We start from the raw sequence: 16,111 nt of genomic DNA, 5'->3' as shown, positions 1-16,111 counted from the left end.
GGATGCTTACCGTAAATTTCGCGAAAAAGCTGGATCATTTTAACTTGGCCATGGAGTTTTCGATGAAGGATGAAATCGTGGCATTGATCGGGCCATCAGGTTCAGGGAAAACAACGCTGCTCAATTGCATCGCTGGAATTACACAGCCGGACACAGGGGTCATTGCGCTGAATGGTACGGTTTTTTATCAAAGCGGCCAAAAGCCGTTGAAAATCCAGAAACGAAAAACCGGGTATTTGTTCCAGGATTATGCTTTGTTTCCGCATCTTTCGGTGGAAGAAAACATATTATACGGCACAAAGCGAGGCAGTGATTTGTCCCATATCACCGAATTGTCGAAGCTGCTTGGCATCTCGGGATTGCTGGATAAATACCCGCACCAAATATCTGGCGGGGAAAAGCAGCGAGTCGCTTTAGCCCGGGCTTTGGCAGCTAAACCCGACATCCTGCTGCTGGACGAACCATTTTCAGCTTTGGATGATGATACGCGAGCAAGATGCCAGGAAGAATTGTACCGGATTCACGAGCGATGGAAGATACCAGTAATTTTTGTGACCCATTTAAAAGCGGATGCGGAAAAACTCGCTGACCGCATCATCAAAGTGGACCAAGGAAAGATGGCGGAACAAGGAATGATGGGAAGAGGTGGGGAATTTGGAGGAGAGATACTCAAGGCAGACTTTATTTAAACCGATTGGATTTGATGGACAGGCATCAATCCAAAAAGCGGTAGTCACGATTATTGGGTGCGGGGCATTAGGGTCCGCAATCGCGGAGTCGATGGCACGTGCCGGTGTGGGAGAAATCCACTTAGTCGACCGGGATTATGTGGAGTTTTCAAATCTGCAGCGCCAGCAGCTTTTTACGGAGGAAGATGCGGAAGCGATGACGCCAAAAGTGGTTGCCGCGGAAAAAAGGCTGAAGGCCATCAGAACGGACCTTCAACTCCATATATATCTTGAAAATTTGGGTGCCGAATTGATGGAAACACTCATAAAAAAAAGCACCCTTGTCATGGATGCGACTGATAATTTTGAAACGCGGCTGTTAATCAATGATGCTAGCGTAAAGTACGGCGTGCCTTGGATTTACGGAGCATGCGTCGGAAGTTCCGGTGCAATTTTCCCGTTCGTTCCGGGTGCCGGTTCGTGTTTTCGCTGCCTGGTTCCTATGCTGCCGGCAGTCAATGAAACATGTGATACGGCCGGCATTATTTCACCAGCTGTTCAAGTGACCGCAGCTTTGCAATGCGCGGAAGCGATGAAATGGCTGAGCGGAAACGAACAAGCCATGCGTAAAAAAGTGCATTATTTCAATTTATGGGACAATACCCAATACGATATCGGCATCGCGCGCATCAAAAACATCAATTGTAAAACTTGTGGTGAGAACCCGCTGTTCCCTTCACTTGCGCGGAATTCAGAAGGCTTGTACGCGGTGTTATGCGGGAGGGAAGCTGTTCAGATTTTGCCGGATCCGGAGCGCAGCATCACGCTGGATGACGCGGAATTTGCAGCACGGAGGATTGGCGCGGAAGTGAAGCGCACACCTTATTTTGTCCAAATGCGTGTGCTTGGTTTTCGAATGGTATTTTTCGGAAACGGCCGCATGATCATCCACGGCATCCGCAATATAACGGAAGGCCGAAAAATTTATCATCAACTTTTTGGTTAGACTGAAGGAGGCTCTCCCATGTCAGAAATTTTTCACTTGGAACAGCGCATCTCAATCGCGATTTTGACGGTCAGTGATACACGAGACCTGAAAACCGACGAAAGCGGACAGCTTATCCAAAAATTGGCGCAAGAAAAAGGCCTGGTAATAGCGGCTTATGAAATCGTCATGGACGATGCAGACATAATCCGGAAAACCGTATCCCGTCTGCTGGAACAAGAATCCGTTGATGCTGTTATTAGCACGGGCGGCACGGGAATTGCCAAAAGGGATGTCACATTTGAAGCGGTTACGCCTTTATTCGAAAAGGAGCTCCCTGGTTTTGGAGAGCTTTTTCGTTTCCTCAGCTTTACAGAAGACATCGGTTCGAAGGCGCTGCTGAGCCGTGCCGCTGCCGGTACGTCAGCCCATAAAGCGCTGTTTGTGTTGCCGGGTTCCCGCGGCGCTGTCCGCCTGGCCATGGAAAAGCTCATTTTGCCGGAAATCAGGCACATCATCTTTGAATTGACGAAGCATCTTCAGGTGCGGGAATAATCGCCGGATTTGCCGCCTGATTTTTGCAGCAGCATCGTCGGTCCGATGACCATTTCCTTGCCAGCCGCTTTGCACATATCGTAGATTGTCAGAGCAGCAGCTGAAGCAGCCGTCAACGCTTCCATCTCGACGCCGGTCGGGCCGGTCGTTTTCACAGTAGTGGAAAGCATGACTTCGTAATGGTTTTTGTCTTCGTCAACTTTCCATTCGAAATCGATATCCACGCCGCTCAACGCTAATGGATGGCACATCGGAATGATTTGCGCAGTGTTTTTCGCTGCCATGATGCCTGCGACTTGTGCTACTGCGAAAACGTCCCCTTTTTTATTAGCCCCGTCTTTAATTTGGCTGTAAATGTCTTTGTTAACAATAACGGAAGTCTGTGCACGGGCGATGCGGACAGTTTCAGCCTTGCCGGAAACATCGACCATTTTTGCTCGGCCTTGCGTATTGAAATGTGTTAATTCGTTCATATAGATCATCCTTTTCACATATAATGATGAAAGTATAACATGGATTTTAAGGAGTTGGAGCCAGTGGTTGAAAAGCGAATACCGATGCAAGTAAAAGATGCGGTTGAAATGGTGATAAGTCATGCCGGTAGAATCGCTTCTGAAATAGTGGCATTAGAAGACAGCTACGGGCGGATATTGGCACAGCCATTGAAGGCGACGACCGACGTACCGCCTTTCAACCGTTCGCCTTACGACGGCTACGCCATCCGGTCAAGGGATACTGCGGGGGCATCAGGCACTTCCCGCGTCACCTTCAATGTCATCGATCATATCGGCGCAGGCGAAGTTTCAACTAAAACGCTGAATGCCTTTGAAGCCATCCGGATCATGACCGGAGCCCAGCTGCCCGCTGGTGGGGATGCGGTCGCTATGTTTGAGCAGACGGTTGAAAACGGGCAGTCGTTCACGCTTCGCAAGCCTTTTGATAAGCTTGAAAACGTGTCGCTGCAAGGCGAGGATGTAGCGAAGGGTGAAGAGGTCATAGAAAGCGGCAATCTCATCAACCCGGGAACGATCGCTTTATTGGCGACTTTCGGCTATAGCCAGCCCCAAGTGGCGAAATTGCCGACAGTAGGCATTCTGTCAACGGGCACCGAGCTGCTCTCGGTAAGCGACGCTTTAGTTCCAGGGAAAATCCGCAACAGCAACGGGCCGATGATCATGGCACAATTAAAGCGCATGGGAATCCCTTGCAAAATGTACGGTATGTCCATTGACAACTTGGAAGAAAGTTTTCAAGCTGTAAAAAAAGCGGCACAGGAAACCGATTGCCTCATTACAACAGGAGGTGTTTCTGTCGGAGATTTCGATTTTCTGCCAGCTATTTATGACCGCTTGGGCGCGAAAGTCCTGTTCAATAAAGTCGCTATGCGTCCAGGCAGTGTGACAACGGTCGCCGTGGCAGACGGCCGCTACTTGTTCGGACTGTCCGGCAATCCATCAGCGTGCTTTACCGGATTTGAATTATTCGTCCGTCCGGCATTGCTGAAAATGATGGGTGCAGAAAAACCTTTCTTGCCTCATACCACTGCTTTATTGGCAGAGGATTTTGAAAAAGCCAATCCTTTTACGCGATTTATCCGTGCGATCTACGACGGCGAAACGGTTCGCCCGGCTGGATTCAATAAGTCGAATGCTGTATCATCTATCGCACGAGGCAATGCATTGATCGTCCTGCCAGGGGGAACCCGGGGATTTGTAAAAGGAAACCGCGTCGATGTTTTGCTGCTCGGGGTGGAAGAAGGTGCAGCCAAGTGGATGGGTTAAGAATTCTGCAAGTAGTCGGCTTTAAAGACAGCGGCAAAACGACCTTGATGCTCGAGCTGATCCATCTCGCGGCGGCAAGCGGCAAAACGGTTTCTGCCGTTAAACACCATGGCCATCCTGAACCGCTAGACATGCCGCCTGCAACAACCGATAGCATGCGCTTTTTCAATGGCGGTGCTGAGGCTTCCGTCGTCTATGGCGGCGGGGTCATTCAACAGCACATCCGAAAAAAAGAGGCGGACGTTAATGAGTTGGTTGCCATGGCTGCAAACGATGATACTGATTTTATCTTTATCGAAGGGTTCAAAGATGCACCCTATGAAAAAATAGTGCTGATCCGCTCCGACCGCGATTGGGATAAATTAAAATCGCTCAGCCGCATCGCGCTCGTTATTGCACATGAAGGCGTAAGCATTGCCAATGGCGACGTAGTCGGCCGAAACGAAACTGACCGCATTTCTGGATGGTTCGCGGATTGGATAGAGAGGAACTCGACATGAAAACATTTGAGATTGTTTCACATAAGATTGACCCGCAGCATTACGCGGACATGGTCTTGCGGCCGGAAGCAGGAGCAGTGACCCTCTTTACCGGGCATGTACGCGAATGGACAAAAGGCATAAAAACGCTGTATCTGTCATACGAAGCCTACATACCAATGGCAGAAAAGAAGTTAGCACAAATCGGAGCGGAAATTGAAGAGAAGTGGCCAGGCGCAAAAACCGCCATTGCCCACCGCATTGGCGAACTCGCGATCAGCGATATCGCCGTTGTAATCGCCGTTTCGTCCCCACACCGGAAAGCAGCTTACGAAGCAAATGAATACGCCATCGAACGCATCAAGGAAATTGTGCCGATCTGGAAAAAGGAAATTTGGGAAGACGGCGAAGAATGGATTGGCGACCAGAAAAAGAAACCAGGAGGTGCCGTATGATTACCGTACATTATTTTGCTGGATTAAAGGAATTGACAGGCGTTGCGCAAGAACAAGCAAACTTGTCAGGACGTACAGTCGAAGAACTGTGGCAATGGGCTGCAGAAAAATACCCGGGCATTATAGCCGGAGCTGCGCGCATTGCAGTGAATGAAGAATACGCATTGCCGGAAGACCTGCTGGAAACAGGCGATGTGGCCGCATTCATACCCCCGGTCAGCGGAGGATGATGGAAACGGTCGGGGTTTTGCTTGCCGGCGGCTTGTCGAGGCGATTCGGCTCGCCGAAAGCTTTCGTCGAACTGGATGGCAAAGTATTTTACGAATATGCCTATGCTGCATTGGCAGCAGTATGCAGCCACGTCGTCGTTATCACCCGGCCTGAATTGGAGGGTCGTTTTCCCGATACGCTGGATGCTATAAGTGACAGCCCGAAGTATGCAGGACTTGGCCCGCTTGCCGGAATCTACACGGCGATGTCCGAGCGGCCGGCACGGCAGTATCTTGTTTTGCCATGCGATATGCCGTTCATCAGCGCTTCCGAAACGGCGGCTCTCATGGATTTGGCATCGGATAAAAAGGACATTACTGCAATTCGGGCGGGTGGCCATAACATACCGTTATTCAGCCTATGGAATGCCCGCGTCCTGGGGATTTTGGAAACGGACTTGGAAAACAGGCAATTACGGGTAATGGATTTTATGGAGAAAGTCCAAACCGAATGGCTTGATAGTTCGGCAGTCGGCAACTTCGAAGTTTTTCGCAACATCAATAAACCGGATCATTTGAAAGGAGCCGATGAACATGGCAGTGAAACCAATACAAGACCGATTTGAACGGCCAATCCGCGATTTGCGCATTTCGGTGACGGACCGCTGCAATTTCCGCTGCTCCTATTGCATGCCGAAAGAAGTGTTTGGTGATGATTACGCGTTTTTGCCGAAACAGGAATTATTGACGTTTGAGGAAATCCATCGCCTTACCACCGTATTTGCAGCGATGGGCGTTAAAAAGATCAGACTGACTGGCGGCGAACCTCTGATGCGCCGTGGACTTCCAGACTTGGTCAAATTAATCCTCTCTGTAGATGGCATTGAGGACATCGGTTTGACGACCAACGGTTTGCTGCTCGGCGCTCATGCCGAAAATTTATACGCAGCGGGGCTGCGGCGTTTAAACATCAGTTTGGATGCTTTAACCCCAGAGCTTTTCGGCGAATTGAACGGCCGAGGCGTTAAGCCGGATATGATTTTAAAGCAAATTGACTTCGCACAGCAGATCGGTTTTGACATCAAAGTCAATATGGTCGTGCAAAAAGGGGTCAATGAAAGTGAAATCCTGCCGATGGCGGCTTATTTCAAGGAGCGCGGCATCACTCTCCGTTTTATCGAGTTCATGGATGTCGGCAATGATAACGGCTGGAGCTTTAAAAAAGTGGTGACCAAAAAAGAGATTATAGAAAAGCTCCAGGCTGTCTATGACCTTGAACCAGTCGATGAAGATTATTACGGAGAAGTGGCGAAGCGCTACCGGTTCTCCGGCAGTGACGCTCAAATCGGTTTTATCACTTCAGTGTCGGAATCATTTTGTTCGACTTGCACACGCGCCCGGTTATCTTCGGATGGCAAATTCTATACCTGCCTGTTTGCCGATTCAGGATTCGATATACGAGAATTGGTGCGTGCAGGCTTGGACGACGCAGAATTATTACGCAAAATCAGTGCGGTATGGCAGCGACGCGACGACCGCTATTCAGACGAACGCACAGAACTGACAGCGAAAAACCGGAACAAAATCGGCATGTCGTATATCGGCGGCTGAATCAGAGCGTTTATAGTAAATAAATGGTGGGCAAGATCCGTTTTCAAGCGGTATCTTGCCCGCCTTTTTTCATGCGTGGAGCTATAAAGTTGAACAGTTAATTTGATGATTTGATATTCCGTAACCAGCTGTACTATATAGCAATTAATGTTCTATTTGTGCTTATTTTGTACCGTAAATAAGCTGAATCGGCGAAGCGTTTACGGATGATAATGGCCGCCCCTTAAATAAGGGGCTTTCAATGTGCTGCAGTCTTTTATAGACGAGAGTGATATAATCACTTGCAGCTAATGGACGGAGGACTCAATACCACCGAATGATTTCGCCAATTTGAAGCAGATGCTTTAATTCTGCTGATTCAAATCGCTGTCGTCTACTCAATTATAAGCAAAACGATTATCGAAGATGGCTTCCATTCACGTGAAGATATATACCGAATTGACTAGCAGAAGCCGCCAGATCTTGTTCTGGCGGCTTTTTTACGGCAAAAGCCTTATAATAACCGGGAGTTAATGTTAACATTAGTGAAAAACATTTCAGGATGGACGCAGCCCTTCAGTTGCAGCCAAGAAGGAGGGAAAGGATGGCAGCAGAATTTTTCAGCAGGCACAAAGAGCGGGATGCCCTTTTGCCCGCAAAGCGCAAACAGCTTTTGGAGAAATGCATGGAAGATTTAACCGCTGACAAAAATGTCCTGGCGGTTTATCTGAGCGGTTCACTTGCAAAGAAAACGCATGACCAATATTCGGACATCGATTTGCACATCATTGTAAAACCCGGCCGTAAAGCGGAATTCATCCTCAATAAGAAAACAAGATCGGAACGATGGGGAGAGGTGCTGTTCCACGAAGGTATTAACCCTGTAGCTCCATATATCGTCAGCCATTATAGTAGTTTTGTGAAAATTGACAGCTGGTATCATGCCCCAGATGAAATCAAACCGTCGCATTGGCTTCAAAAAGCCCAAATTCTGTATGATCCTGAAGATATTCTGAAAGATATATTGGCCGCATCTGCCCATAAAATTTATCAAGTGTCTGTTGAAGAAGTGGAGATGTGGAAAGGGAAAGTCCTGGCTTTTGCGCACGAAACCTACCGGGCAGCCATGCGCAATGAATCCTATTATGCTGCTGCAAACTTGGACCGGTTGCTCAGGTATATTGTATCCGGCTGGTTCATGGAAATGGAGCAGCATTTTGATGGCGCTTTCAGCAGCTGGTCAAAAGTCGAAGGCGGCAGAAGCGATTTAAACGAACGGGAATTGAAGCTTCTCAGTGAGTGGCAATCAGGCCGCAATACCGAGGACATCATGGCAGTTCTCGAACAGACTGTGCCCGAAATTCTCCGCCTGAACGGCGTATTGAGCCGGAAAGTCGGCATTGAAGAAAACCAACAGCTTATGGAGCGTATTCTACGTATGGCCTATTAATCAATCATCAGGGAGTGGACCGCAATGCCTTTGGAAATTATCAGGAACGACATAACAAAAATGCACGTCGATGCCATCGTCAACGCAGCAAATTCAAACCTTCAGATGGGAGGCGGCGTATGCGGAGCTATTTTCCAAAGGGCAGGTGCCAGCGAAATGCAGGCCGCGTGCGATCATATTGGCAATTGTCGGATAGGGAATGCGGTTGCGACGCCGGCATTCAAACTCGATGCCCGCTATGTCATTCATGCAGTTGGCCCGGTTTGGCAAGGCGGCGGGAAAGGCGAAGAACAGCTTTTGCGCTCCGCTTATTCCACGTCTCTCCATCTGGCACATGAGCTGGGCTGCGAATCGATTGCTTTTCCGCTCATCTCTTCGGGGATTTACGGCTACCCAAAAGACCAAGCGTTGGACATTGCTGTTTCAGAAATCCGCAAATTCCTGCAGAATCATGAGATCTTGGTATATCTGGTCGTTTTCGACCAAAAATCCTTTGTCATTAGTGAATCGCTGGCCGATTCCATCAATTCCTATATTGATGAACATTACGTAGAAGAAATGGCCGTGCGCTACCCGCGTTTTGAACAGGAAGACAGGATAGAAACGATACTTCAAGAGTCTAAGATAGAAATACCTAGTTCGCTTGAAGATTTCCTGGCGCGCATCGATGAACCGTTTTCGGCGCGTCTTCTGCGCTTTATTGACGAAAAAGGCATGGAAGATGTCGAAACGTATAAAAAAGCCAATGTCGACCGCAAGCTATTCTCTAAAATAAGAAATTCACCTTCATACACACCGATGAAGAAAACAATCATCGCGTTCGCCATTGCGCTGGAGCTAGATTTGGATGAAACCGAGGATTTACTGGCAAGCGCGGGCTATGCCTTGTCGCGCAGCAATAAATTCGATGTCATCATCGAGTATTTCATCGTCCATGAAAAATACGATATTTACGAAATCAATGAAGCCTTATTTTCTTTCAACCAAGTGCTTTTGGGCGCGTGATTCGAATTCGTTTCCATGAAACAGCAGCTCCTCTTTGTTTAATGGATTACGGACAGGGAACTTAGATAAAGAGAAAAGCTCAATATGGAAAGGATGAGGCAAGATGCAGACATTAAAAGCGGTTTTTTTGAATTGTTCATTAAAAAGTTCGGATGAAACTTCGAATACAGAAGGCTTTATGCACGATGTGCAAAACCATTTCAATCAGCTGGGCGTTGAATCGGAAATTATCAGGCTCGCTGATTGGACGATTGGCTATGGCGTCGAAGAAGATTTAGGCGGCAATGACCAATGGCCGGAAATTCTGGGGAAAGTCAAGACTGCGGATATTGTCATTATCGGAACCCCATTATGGCTCGGCGAAAAAAGTTCGATTGCCACTTTAGCGATTGAACGCCTATACGGCAGCAGCAGCAAAACCAACGATAAAGGCCAATCGATTTTTTACAATAAAGTCGGCGGGACTGTCGTCACAGGAAATGAAGACGGAGCCAAGCACGCAGCTGCTTCGATTTTATATGGCTTGTCGCATATCGGATTTGTCATACCGCCGAACGTTGATGCTTATTGGGTCGGCGAAGCAGGGCCGGGTGCTTCTTATATCGAAGCCGGCCGGGATAATGAATTCACGCAATCCGCTATTGAACGCCTGGCATACAATACCTATCATTTGGCCGGCTTGCTTAAAAACAATCCTATTCCAGCGGAAGGCAATACTCTCGAATAAGTGCACCCAAATTCAGGAAGGAAGTTATTTGTCGCTTTTAAAGCGACCTTTAGCCTCTCTGGAAATCGTATCCTTAGGTTGTAGACAAAACAACTTGAGGAGGAAAAAACATGAACAAAGAAATGACGGAATTGGTATTCATCCTGGATAAAAGCGGTTCTATGGCTGGCCTTGAAAGCGATACAGTCGACGGGTTCAACGCGCTGATCGCCAAGCAGAAAAAAGAGAAGGGCGACGCACGGGTCACTACAGTGCTGTTTAATCATGGCTATGAGCTGCTGCACGACCGCATTCCGCTAAAAGGCGTTGGTCCGATAACGGAAAAAGAATACGAAGTCGGCGGTACGACAGCGCTGCTTGACGCGGTCGGTGCCACGATCCAAAAAATACGCAATGTCCAAAAAAGCACCACTGAACAAGAACGCGCTGCAAAAGTGATTTTCGTCATCACGACGGACGGCATGGAAAATTCCAGTTGTGAATATACACACGAGAAGATCAAGGCCTTGATTGCACGCCAAAAAGAAGAATTCATGTGGGAATTCATTTTCCTTGGCGCAAATATTGACGCCGCTGCAGCCGCAGAGAAATTCGGCATTGGAAAAGAATTCGCGGCCGACTACCATGCAGATGCGGAAGGCACCGAATTGAATTTCAATGTATTGAGCGAAGCGGTCACTTCATTCCGCCACAACGAAAAGCTCGACAGCGACTGGAAAAAAGACATTGAAGCTGATTTCATCAAAAGAAAACGCCAATAATATATAGCTGCAAACCGCTCCAGCCGAAGGGTTGGGACGGTTTTTTGGTTTTTGAAACTTTTTTGATTCCAAAAGAGTCTATTGAAGCAAAGGGGGAGTGCGGCATGAAAAAATTGCTCTTTGGAGCTATCGCGGCGGTATTATTATTTGTAAGCGGATGTGGGCAGACAGGCGGCTCTTCAGGTACCGATGTTGCGAACGATGTGGAATTCGGAAAAGACGATTACCAAAACATCACCTTGTCCGGCAATGCTCTAGGTATGTCGGTGCTGCCTGAAATCGAACCGGACAGCAAGGGCAATGCATTCATTTCCCCTACGAGCCTTTATATGGCATTAGCGATGGCTTATAACGGGGCGGACGGCAATACGAAAGAGGAAATTGCCGAAGTGCTGCACACCGAACTGGATGCGGAAGGAATGAACCGCGCGAATGCTTCGCTCCTCGCCATGCTTGATAAAGATTCGGAAGATATCACTTTGAACGTGGCGAATTCCATGTGGCTGAATGGCAAATTTCAATTGCAAGAAGGGTTTGCCTCCAGCAACCAAGATTATTTTAATGCCGAACTCGAAGTGGTCGATGTAGGTGCAGCAGGAACAGTGGACAAAATCAATGGCTGGGTGGAAGATGCGACAGCAGGCAAGATAAAGGATATGGTGGCCGAACCGCTTAACCCCGATCTTGTGATCATGCTGTTGAACGCCATTTACTTCAACGGCGATTGGAAATTTGAGTTTGACGAAAAACAAACTGCGACGGCTCTTTTTTACAGTGAAAATGGCAAAGCCATGGAAAAGCAATTCATGAAGATTGAAACAGTGTTGGATTATATGGAAACCGATGAATTTCAGGCAGTTGCCTTGCCATACGGTGAAGGGGACATGAGCATGAATGTATTCCTGCCAGCGGAAGGAACGACGCTTGGGGAATTTACAGAAGCATTGACCAGTGAAAAATGGGAAAGCTGGAAAACCGGATTCAATGAACAGCCCGTGTCGATCCAAATGCCGAAGTTCCAGCTATCATATGAAGTGGAGTTGAATGATGTGCTGAAAAAGCTTGGAATGGCTACGGCTTTTCAAAAAGGGGCGAACTTTTCAAAAATAATCGAAGAAGATGACCCGCTATGGATCAGCCTGGTGAAACAGAAAACCTTCATCGAGGTGGATGAAAAAGGAACGGAAGCGGCGGCAGCGACTGAAGTTGATATCGTTACGGAGTCAGCGGGCCCAGAGGCAGTGCCGATGGTGGTGGACCGGCCGTATTTCATCGCCATCAGCGATGAACAGACAGGAGCAATCTTGTTCATGGGAGCCATTCGCGACCCCCAAGCGGCGCAATGAAGTTTTTTTGATTTTCTGTTATAAAAACGCCGCTAAGCCAAAGCTTAGCGGTTTTTGTATAACCTGTTTTTAGCGGCGCCTTTCAAGTTCATGGAAATGAAGTTTATCTGGAAAATAAAATATAATAAGCAAAAAAGCTACCCATTTACTGGGTATCCATGGTAAATTTTCATTAAGTTCGATTTTCTGAAAATTTCATCTATTTTTCATTTGATTATGTTCTAATATAGATATAAGAGGTATCGATGGGTGGAAGGGGTGCTTGCGATGAAGGTGCTGTTGGCGGAAGATGATGAGATGTTAGGGGAATTGACGGTCCATCTATTGAAGAAAAAAGGGGCGAAATCGGTTGATTGGGTGATGGAAGGCGAAGATGCCTATGATTACGCACTTGCTTCTTTTTACGATGTCATTGTTTTGGATTGGATGATGCCGAACGGCGATGGCGTTGAAATTTGCAAAAAACTGCGTAAAAAAGGCTATAGTGGCGCTGTGCTGATGTTGACGGCAAAAGACTCTCTCAGCGACCGGGTTGAAGGTCTCGATGCAGGGGCCGATGATTATCTGGTGAAGCCTTTTGAAATCGAGGAGCTGTGGGCCCGTTTGCGTGCATTGGCCAGGCGCACGTTTTCTCCTCTGCAGGAGGAAATCGTCGAATTTAATGGCCTTAAAATCAATCGGACCTCCCATAGTGTATGCCGCAACGAAGAACAGATCAGCTTGACCCCGCGGGAGTTCGAGCTCCTTGATATGCTTGTGCAAAACCGGGGCAAGGTCTTAACCCGGGAATTGATTTTTGACCGCATTTGGGGGTTTGATACAGACGTATCGATGAAAACAATCGACGCAACGATGAAACTATTGAGGAAAAAAGTTGATGCCGACGAAGGCGAAAGCCTGATCGAAACAATCAGGGGAGTAGGCTATAAAATTGAAAAAACCTGATGCCAACAAAACCAAAAGCAAAGATGTTTTTTCCCGGACGCGCAACAGGCTAACGGTGTTTTACAGTTTGTCCATCATCGCGTTTCTCGTGGTCTTTGTGCTTTTTACGTTGTCTGTCTTTTATGTAGAATTAAAACAGGACCAGGAGAAGACGCTAAGCTTGTTATCCGATAGGGAAGTTTCAATGGCTGAACGCGCGCTTTATGGCAGCGGCGGCGCGTGGCGGGAGCAGGAGCGCAGAGTGCTTGCTGAAAATCACGTCTTCTATTACATCACTGACAACTCGGGTGATTTGATGATCAACCAGGATGATTACGAAGAGCTGCGCTTTCTGTATCTGGATTTGATCGAGGATTGGGTCACAGAAGACATCGAAATAAAACGCTTTCCGATCGATATTCCCAAAGACGATCCGCTTTTGGCTGATTTCCAGGATTTCGAACGGGAAGTGCTCGTCCTGGCGCGGCCGGTCTATCATGACGGGAACCGCATCGCCATGATGTACATGGGAGTCGACAATAGCTTTTACAAATCAGTCATGCAATGGCTAATCATCGTCTTCACCGGAGTAGCGCTTCTGTTTGCGCTGATTGGTGTGTTGTTGAGCCGCTGGATGGCTAAACGGGCAATGATTCCGGTCGAACAAGCTTATAATGTCCAACGGGAGTTTGTTTCGAATGCGTCGCATGAACTGCGCACGCCGCTCAGCGTCATTTTATCTGCGGTGGAGGCATTGGAAATGGAGAGCGGCAACAGCCCTTTTTCAAAAAAAATGCAAATGACATTGAAGCACGAAGTCAAACGGATGTCCAAATTGATTACGGAATTGCTTGCTTTGGCCCGGTCGGATTCCGAGCAGGCTGTGCTTGAAGTGAAAAAAGAGTGGTTCAATTTCAGGCCGGCAGCCGCGCAAGTGATGGCATCGCTGAGCGAACTCAGTGCAAGGAAAGGAATTCACCTGGAGCTTGAAGCAAAAGACGAAATCCTTGTTCAAGGGGACAGCGATCGCTTAACACAATTATTGTATATCTTAGGAGAAAACGCGATAAAATATACGCCAAGCGGTGGGAAAGTGGAAATCGCAATAGCGGTAGAGCATAAAAAAAGGCAAGGTGAGCTGTCGATAACGGTGAAAGACAATGGCATCGGAATGGCGCCGGAAGATCGCGATAAGATTTTCGAACGCTTCTACCGGGCTGACAAGGCACGCTCGCGCAAAGAAGGTGGCTATGGCCTAGGGTTGTCCATTGCAAAATCGATAGTCGACATGCAGGGTGGAACAATTGGAGCCGACAGCACGGAAGGGGAGGGGACTGTCTTTAAGGTTCACATCCCATTTGGCGCATTGCCGGAAGAGCTGCAAAAACGGAATGTCTATTTCACAGAAAAGAAAATGGAATGACTTTGCTCTAAAAAACACCCGTGAATCCATCCAGTTAATGGGTTGGATTCAAGGGTGTTTTGTTTTGTCGCCGTTGTTTAAAACTGGTTCAATGCGACAATAAGTGGCTGTGGAAAGAAACCCACAGGACAGCCTGGTTATCCACAAGAGAGGGAAATCGGTGCATATTTGGCAGTACGTCTGTATTGAGAAAAAATATAGCCAAAAAATATTATAATACAACTGTACTGAATTATTTGAAAATTACTATTATTCTGATAGAATGGAAATATGCCAAAACTAATCGATCACCCCAAACAAAAGCAAGCTATCGCCGAAGCCGCGTGGAGAGTTATATTGCAACAAGGCATGCAAAAAGCATCAGCCAGAAATATCGCAAAGGAGGCCGGATTATCGCTCGGTGCAATGCGCTATTATTTTTCGGCGCAAAATGAATTATTGGCTTACGCCAATCAATTGGTCCATGCCAGATTGGCGGAAAGAATCGACTCCATTTTCCAGGATGACGTGCAGCCGAAAGAGAAAATTCTTCGTGTTCTGCTTTGTCTGCTGCCATCAGGAGAAGGGCCGATGCTTGAAACCTCGGTCAGGTTGAGCTTAAAGATGGCAGCGTTGCAAGATGTTGAAAGCAGCGGAAGGGTTCCGGACGCCGCCTATTCGGCAGCTAAAAATGTCATCTCGTATTTAGCTCTATTAAATCTCTTAATGAAGAATGCAGAGCTGGAGCTCGAAACTGAGCGTTTGTCTGCATTGCTGGATGGGTTGGCAATTAAAAGCTTAGCCAGTCCTGCCGAAGCCGATGAGGCAAAAATAAAAAAGATCATACGCTATCATTTGAATTCAATCTGCACTGAAAGTTTCAGCGAGCCACAATGACCGCTTCTTCAGTCTAACAAAAAATCTGCAGCCAGGGTATGGGCTGCAGATTTTTTGTTGCAGATAAACTATCTTCTGGAAAAAGAGCAGATCATGTCTGGGGGTCTTCCGTGGAAAGATCAGCAAGATTTGTATAGTAATAATATAATTTATGCAAAAAAACGTATGCTATCTTTAGATTACATAATATAAATATTTTTATTTTAGTTAAATTGAAAACAGTATTTTTCAGCTCAATGCGACGTTAAGCATCATTATGACAGCAAAGCCGATAAGCAGACTAATGGCCGCAAGTTTATGTTTGACGTTTTCCCGTGAACCCGGAATCACTTCTTCTGCGACGACGAAAATCATTGCGCCGGCACTGCACCGAAGGCAAAGCCTACAGCGTGACCATCTGGAATATTGTGCATCGAAAAGCACCAAAAACCGGCATGACAAGAGGTATGTCGATCAACCACTCCACCAAGAATCATCACATTTTCGCTTATGGCTTTGGGAAATCTAAAAAACCGCTAATTCACTGAAGAATTAGCAGTTTTATGGGTTAATAACTCAAAGCTTTTTCGTAGAGCCAGCGTTTTAGGTTGCCGGCAGAATTAAAGGAGATGGCTTCGCCTGTAGCTTGATGCTCTGCTCTAACCACAACATTCGATTCATTGGATATGAAGGCCCAGCCTTCTTCCATTAAAGTGCGCGTCATTTTTATGACCATACTAGATCCTCTAATTGTCTCCATGCTCACTTTGCTCATCTCCTTCACCGTTATAATTCCATTATATTAAATTCACTTAGAAAACAGCAATTATAATGTTTGATAGGTTTATTCCTTCTATCTTCTTTCTTTAAACCTAAAATAAAAATAATAAAAAAAGGG

At 47.1% G+C, this 16,111-nt stretch carries 20 protein-coding genes; 17 read left to right on the top strand and 3 right to left on the bottom strand.

Annotation, left to right across the window (positions count from 1 at the left end; all coding sequences use genetic code 11):
- The first annotated feature begins 2 nt into the window (after positions 1–2).
- Genes AC4EHB_RS02885 through AC4EHB_RS02875 form a run of 3 tightly spaced genes read left to right on the top strand, consistent with a single transcriptional unit; the run spans position 3 to position 2,208 of the window.
- Positions 3–689, top strand: coding sequence for an ATP-binding cassette domain-containing protein (locus AC4EHB_RS02885; RefSeq protein WP_490974094.1), 687 nt, complete (start codon positions 3–5; stop codon positions 687–689).
- Positions 655–1,674 (top strand): ThiF family adenylyltransferase, encoded by a 1,020-nt coding sequence (locus tag AC4EHB_RS02880; protein ID WP_490980617.1) that lies wholly within the window; start codon positions 655–657, stop codon positions 1,672–1,674. The genes AC4EHB_RS02885 and AC4EHB_RS02880 overlap by 35 nt, the downstream gene beginning before the upstream one ends.
- Before the next feature lie 18 nt (positions 1,675–1,692).
- Positions 1,693–2,208, top strand: coding sequence for a MogA/MoaB family molybdenum cofactor biosynthesis protein (locus tag AC4EHB_RS02875; RefSeq protein ID WP_490980616.1), 516 nt, complete (start codon positions 1,693–1,695; stop codon positions 2,206–2,208).
- On the opposite strand, the gene moaC is transcribed toward AC4EHB_RS02875, so the two are convergent.
- Positions 2,193–2,681 carry a cyclic pyranopterin monophosphate synthase MoaC gene (moaC, locus tag AC4EHB_RS02870; RefSeq protein ID WP_490974091.1) on the bottom strand — a complete coding sequence of 163 codons (489 nt, stop codon included), beginning with the start codon at positions 2,679–2,681 and terminating at the stop codon, positions 2,193–2,195. The two genes, AC4EHB_RS02875 and moaC, sit on opposite strands and share 16 nt — an antisense overlap.
- Before the next feature lie 63 nt (positions 2,682–2,744).
- On the opposite strand from moaC, the gene AC4EHB_RS02865 reads away from it, so the two are divergent.
- From AC4EHB_RS02865 to AC4EHB_RS02800, 14 genes are all read left to right on the top strand, one after another.
- Entirely contained in the window at positions 2,745–3,989 is a 1,245-nt protein-coding gene (locus tag AC4EHB_RS02865; protein WP_490980615.1) for a molybdopterin molybdotransferase MoeA, read from the top strand.
- Positions 3,977–4,489: a molybdopterin-guanine dinucleotide biosynthesis protein B gene (mobB, locus tag AC4EHB_RS02860; protein ID WP_490980614.1), complete on the top strand. Its 513-nt coding sequence runs from the start codon at positions 3,977–3,979 to the stop codon at positions 4,487–4,489. Before AC4EHB_RS02865 ends, mobB begins: the two co-directional genes overlap by 13 nt.
- Complete coding sequence (locus AC4EHB_RS02855) at positions 4,486–4,923, top strand: molybdenum cofactor biosynthesis protein MoaE (RefSeq protein ID WP_490974088.1); 438 nt, start codon at positions 4,486–4,488, stop codon at positions 4,921–4,923. The genes mobB and AC4EHB_RS02855 overlap by 4 nt, the downstream gene beginning before the upstream one ends.
- The gene (moaD, locus tag AC4EHB_RS02850) at positions 4,920–5,153 is read left to right on the top strand and encodes a molybdopterin converting factor subunit 1 (protein ID WP_490980613.1); all 234 of its coding nucleotides are present in this window, start codon (positions 4,920–4,922) and stop codon (positions 5,151–5,153) included. Before AC4EHB_RS02855 ends, moaD begins: the two co-directional genes overlap by 4 nt.
- A complete protein-coding gene (mobA, locus tag AC4EHB_RS02845; protein WP_490980612.1) occupies positions 5,150–5,758 on the top strand; it encodes a molybdenum cofactor guanylyltransferase in 609 nt (202 codons plus the stop codon). The genes moaD and mobA overlap by 4 nt, the downstream gene beginning before the upstream one ends.
- A complete protein-coding gene (moaA, locus tag AC4EHB_RS02840) occupies positions 5,727–6,743 on the top strand; it encodes a GTP 3',8-cyclase MoaA (protein WP_490980611.1) in 1,017 nt (338 codons plus the stop codon). The genes mobA and moaA overlap by 32 nt, the downstream gene beginning before the upstream one ends.
- Before the next feature lie 583 nt (positions 6,744–7,326).
- Positions 7,327–8,172 (top strand): nucleotidyltransferase domain-containing protein, encoded by an 846-nt coding sequence (locus AC4EHB_RS02835; protein WP_490980610.1) that lies wholly within the window; start codon positions 7,327–7,329, stop codon positions 8,170–8,172.
- Between the two features lie 24 nt (positions 8,173–8,196).
- The gene (locus AC4EHB_RS02830) at positions 8,197–9,177 is read left to right on the top strand and encodes a macro domain-containing protein (RefSeq protein WP_490980609.1); all 981 of its coding nucleotides are present in this window, start codon (positions 8,197–8,199) and stop codon (positions 9,175–9,177) included.
- Positions 9,178–9,280: 103 nt separating this feature from the next.
- Entirely contained in the window at positions 9,281–9,904 is a 624-nt protein-coding gene (locus AC4EHB_RS02825; RefSeq protein ID WP_490980608.1) for a flavodoxin family protein, read from the top strand.
- Positions 9,905–10,014: 110 nt separating this feature from the next.
- Complete coding sequence (locus AC4EHB_RS02820; RefSeq protein ID WP_490980607.1) at positions 10,015–10,665, top strand: vWA domain-containing protein; 651 nt, start codon at positions 10,015–10,017, stop codon at positions 10,663–10,665.
- Between the two features lie 104 nt (positions 10,666–10,769).
- On the top strand, positions 10,770–12,011 hold the full coding sequence (locus AC4EHB_RS02815; RefSeq protein ID WP_490980606.1) for a serpin family protein: 1,242 nt from the start codon (positions 10,770–10,772) through the stop codon (positions 12,009–12,011).
- Positions 12,012–12,278: 267 nt separating this feature from the next.
- Entirely contained in the window at positions 12,279–12,956 is a 678-nt protein-coding gene (locus tag AC4EHB_RS02810) for a response regulator transcription factor (RefSeq protein WP_490975607.1), read from the top strand.
- Positions 12,943–14,358 (top strand): sensor histidine kinase, encoded by a 1,416-nt coding sequence (locus AC4EHB_RS02805; RefSeq protein ID WP_490980605.1) that lies wholly within the window; start codon positions 12,943–12,945, stop codon positions 14,356–14,358. Before AC4EHB_RS02810 ends, AC4EHB_RS02805 begins: the two co-directional genes overlap by 14 nt.
- Before the next feature lie 270 nt (positions 14,359–14,628).
- Positions 14,629–15,234: a TetR/AcrR family transcriptional regulator gene (locus AC4EHB_RS02800; protein WP_490974078.1), complete on the top strand. Its 606-nt coding sequence runs from the start codon at positions 14,629–14,631 to the stop codon at positions 15,232–15,234.
- Between the two features lie 228 nt (positions 15,235–15,462).
- On the opposite strand, the gene AC4EHB_RS02795 is transcribed toward AC4EHB_RS02800, so the two are convergent.
- Positions 15,463–15,588, bottom strand: a complete 126-nt coding sequence (locus tag AC4EHB_RS02795; protein WP_490974077.1) for a hypothetical protein — start codon at positions 15,586–15,588, stop codon at positions 15,463–15,465.
- Between the two features lie 193 nt (positions 15,589–15,781).
- Positions 15,782–15,949, bottom strand: a complete 168-nt coding sequence (locus tag AC4EHB_RS02790; protein WP_175580290.1) for a hypothetical protein — start codon at positions 15,947–15,949, stop codon at positions 15,782–15,784.
- Between the last annotated feature and the right edge of the window lie 162 nt (positions 15,950–16,111).

Source organism: Planococcus sp. TJ-302 (assembly GCF_058268455.1).
This window is presented reverse-complemented; position numbering and strand designations above follow the sequence as displayed.

What these genes read in the sequence shown, in the direction of transcription:
- AC4EHB_RS02800 (WP_490974078.1), top strand. Translation starts at nt 14,629, where the DNA reads ATGCCAAAACTAATCGATCACCCCAAACAAAAGCAAGCTATCGCCGAA.
- AC4EHB_RS02885 (WP_490974094.1), top strand. Translation starts at nt 3, where the DNA reads ATGCTTACCGTAAATTTCGCGAAAAAGCTGGATCATTTTAACTTGGCC.
- AC4EHB_RS02790 (WP_175580290.1), bottom strand. Translation starts at nt 15,949, where the DNA reads ATGGTCATAAAAATGACGCGCACTTTAATGGAAGAAGGCTGGGCCTTC.
- mobA (WP_490980612.1), top strand. Translation starts at nt 5,150, where the DNA reads ATGATGGAAACGGTCGGGGTTTTGCTTGCCGGCGGCTTGTCGAGGCGA.
- AC4EHB_RS02810 (WP_490975607.1), top strand. Translation starts at nt 12,279, where the DNA reads ATGAAGGTGCTGTTGGCGGAAGATGATGAGATGTTAGGGGAATTGACG.
- AC4EHB_RS02795 (WP_490974077.1), bottom strand. Translation starts at nt 15,588, where the DNA reads ATGATTTTCGTCGTCGCAGAAGAAGTGATTCCGGGTTCACGGGAAAAC.
- moaC (WP_490974091.1), bottom strand. Translation starts at nt 2,681, where the DNA reads ATGAACGAATTAACACATTTCAATACGCAAGGCCGAGCAAAAATGGTC.
- AC4EHB_RS02855 (WP_490974088.1), top strand. Translation starts at nt 4,486, where the DNA reads ATGAAAACATTTGAGATTGTTTCACATAAGATTGACCCGCAGCATTAC.
- AC4EHB_RS02815 (WP_490980606.1), top strand. Translation starts at nt 10,770, where the DNA reads ATGAAAAAATTGCTCTTTGGAGCTATCGCGGCGGTATTATTATTTGTA.
- AC4EHB_RS02830 (WP_490980609.1), top strand. Translation starts at nt 8,197, where the DNA reads ATGCCTTTGGAAATTATCAGGAACGACATAACAAAAATGCACGTCGAT.
- AC4EHB_RS02820 (WP_490980607.1), top strand. Translation starts at nt 10,015, where the DNA reads ATGAACAAAGAAATGACGGAATTGGTATTCATCCTGGATAAAAGCGGT.
- AC4EHB_RS02835 (WP_490980610.1), top strand. Translation starts at nt 7,327, where the DNA reads ATGGCAGCAGAATTTTTCAGCAGGCACAAAGAGCGGGATGCCCTTTTG.
- AC4EHB_RS02875 (WP_490980616.1), top strand. Translation starts at nt 1,693, where the DNA reads ATGTCAGAAATTTTTCACTTGGAACAGCGCATCTCAATCGCGATTTTG.
- moaA (WP_490980611.1), top strand. Translation starts at nt 5,727, where the DNA reads ATGGCAGTGAAACCAATACAAGACCGATTTGAACGGCCAATCCGCGAT.
- moaD (WP_490980613.1), top strand. Translation starts at nt 4,920, where the DNA reads ATGATTACCGTACATTATTTTGCTGGATTAAAGGAATTGACAGGCGTT.
- AC4EHB_RS02825 (WP_490980608.1), top strand. Translation starts at nt 9,281, where the DNA reads ATGCAGACATTAAAAGCGGTTTTTTTGAATTGTTCATTAAAAAGTTCG.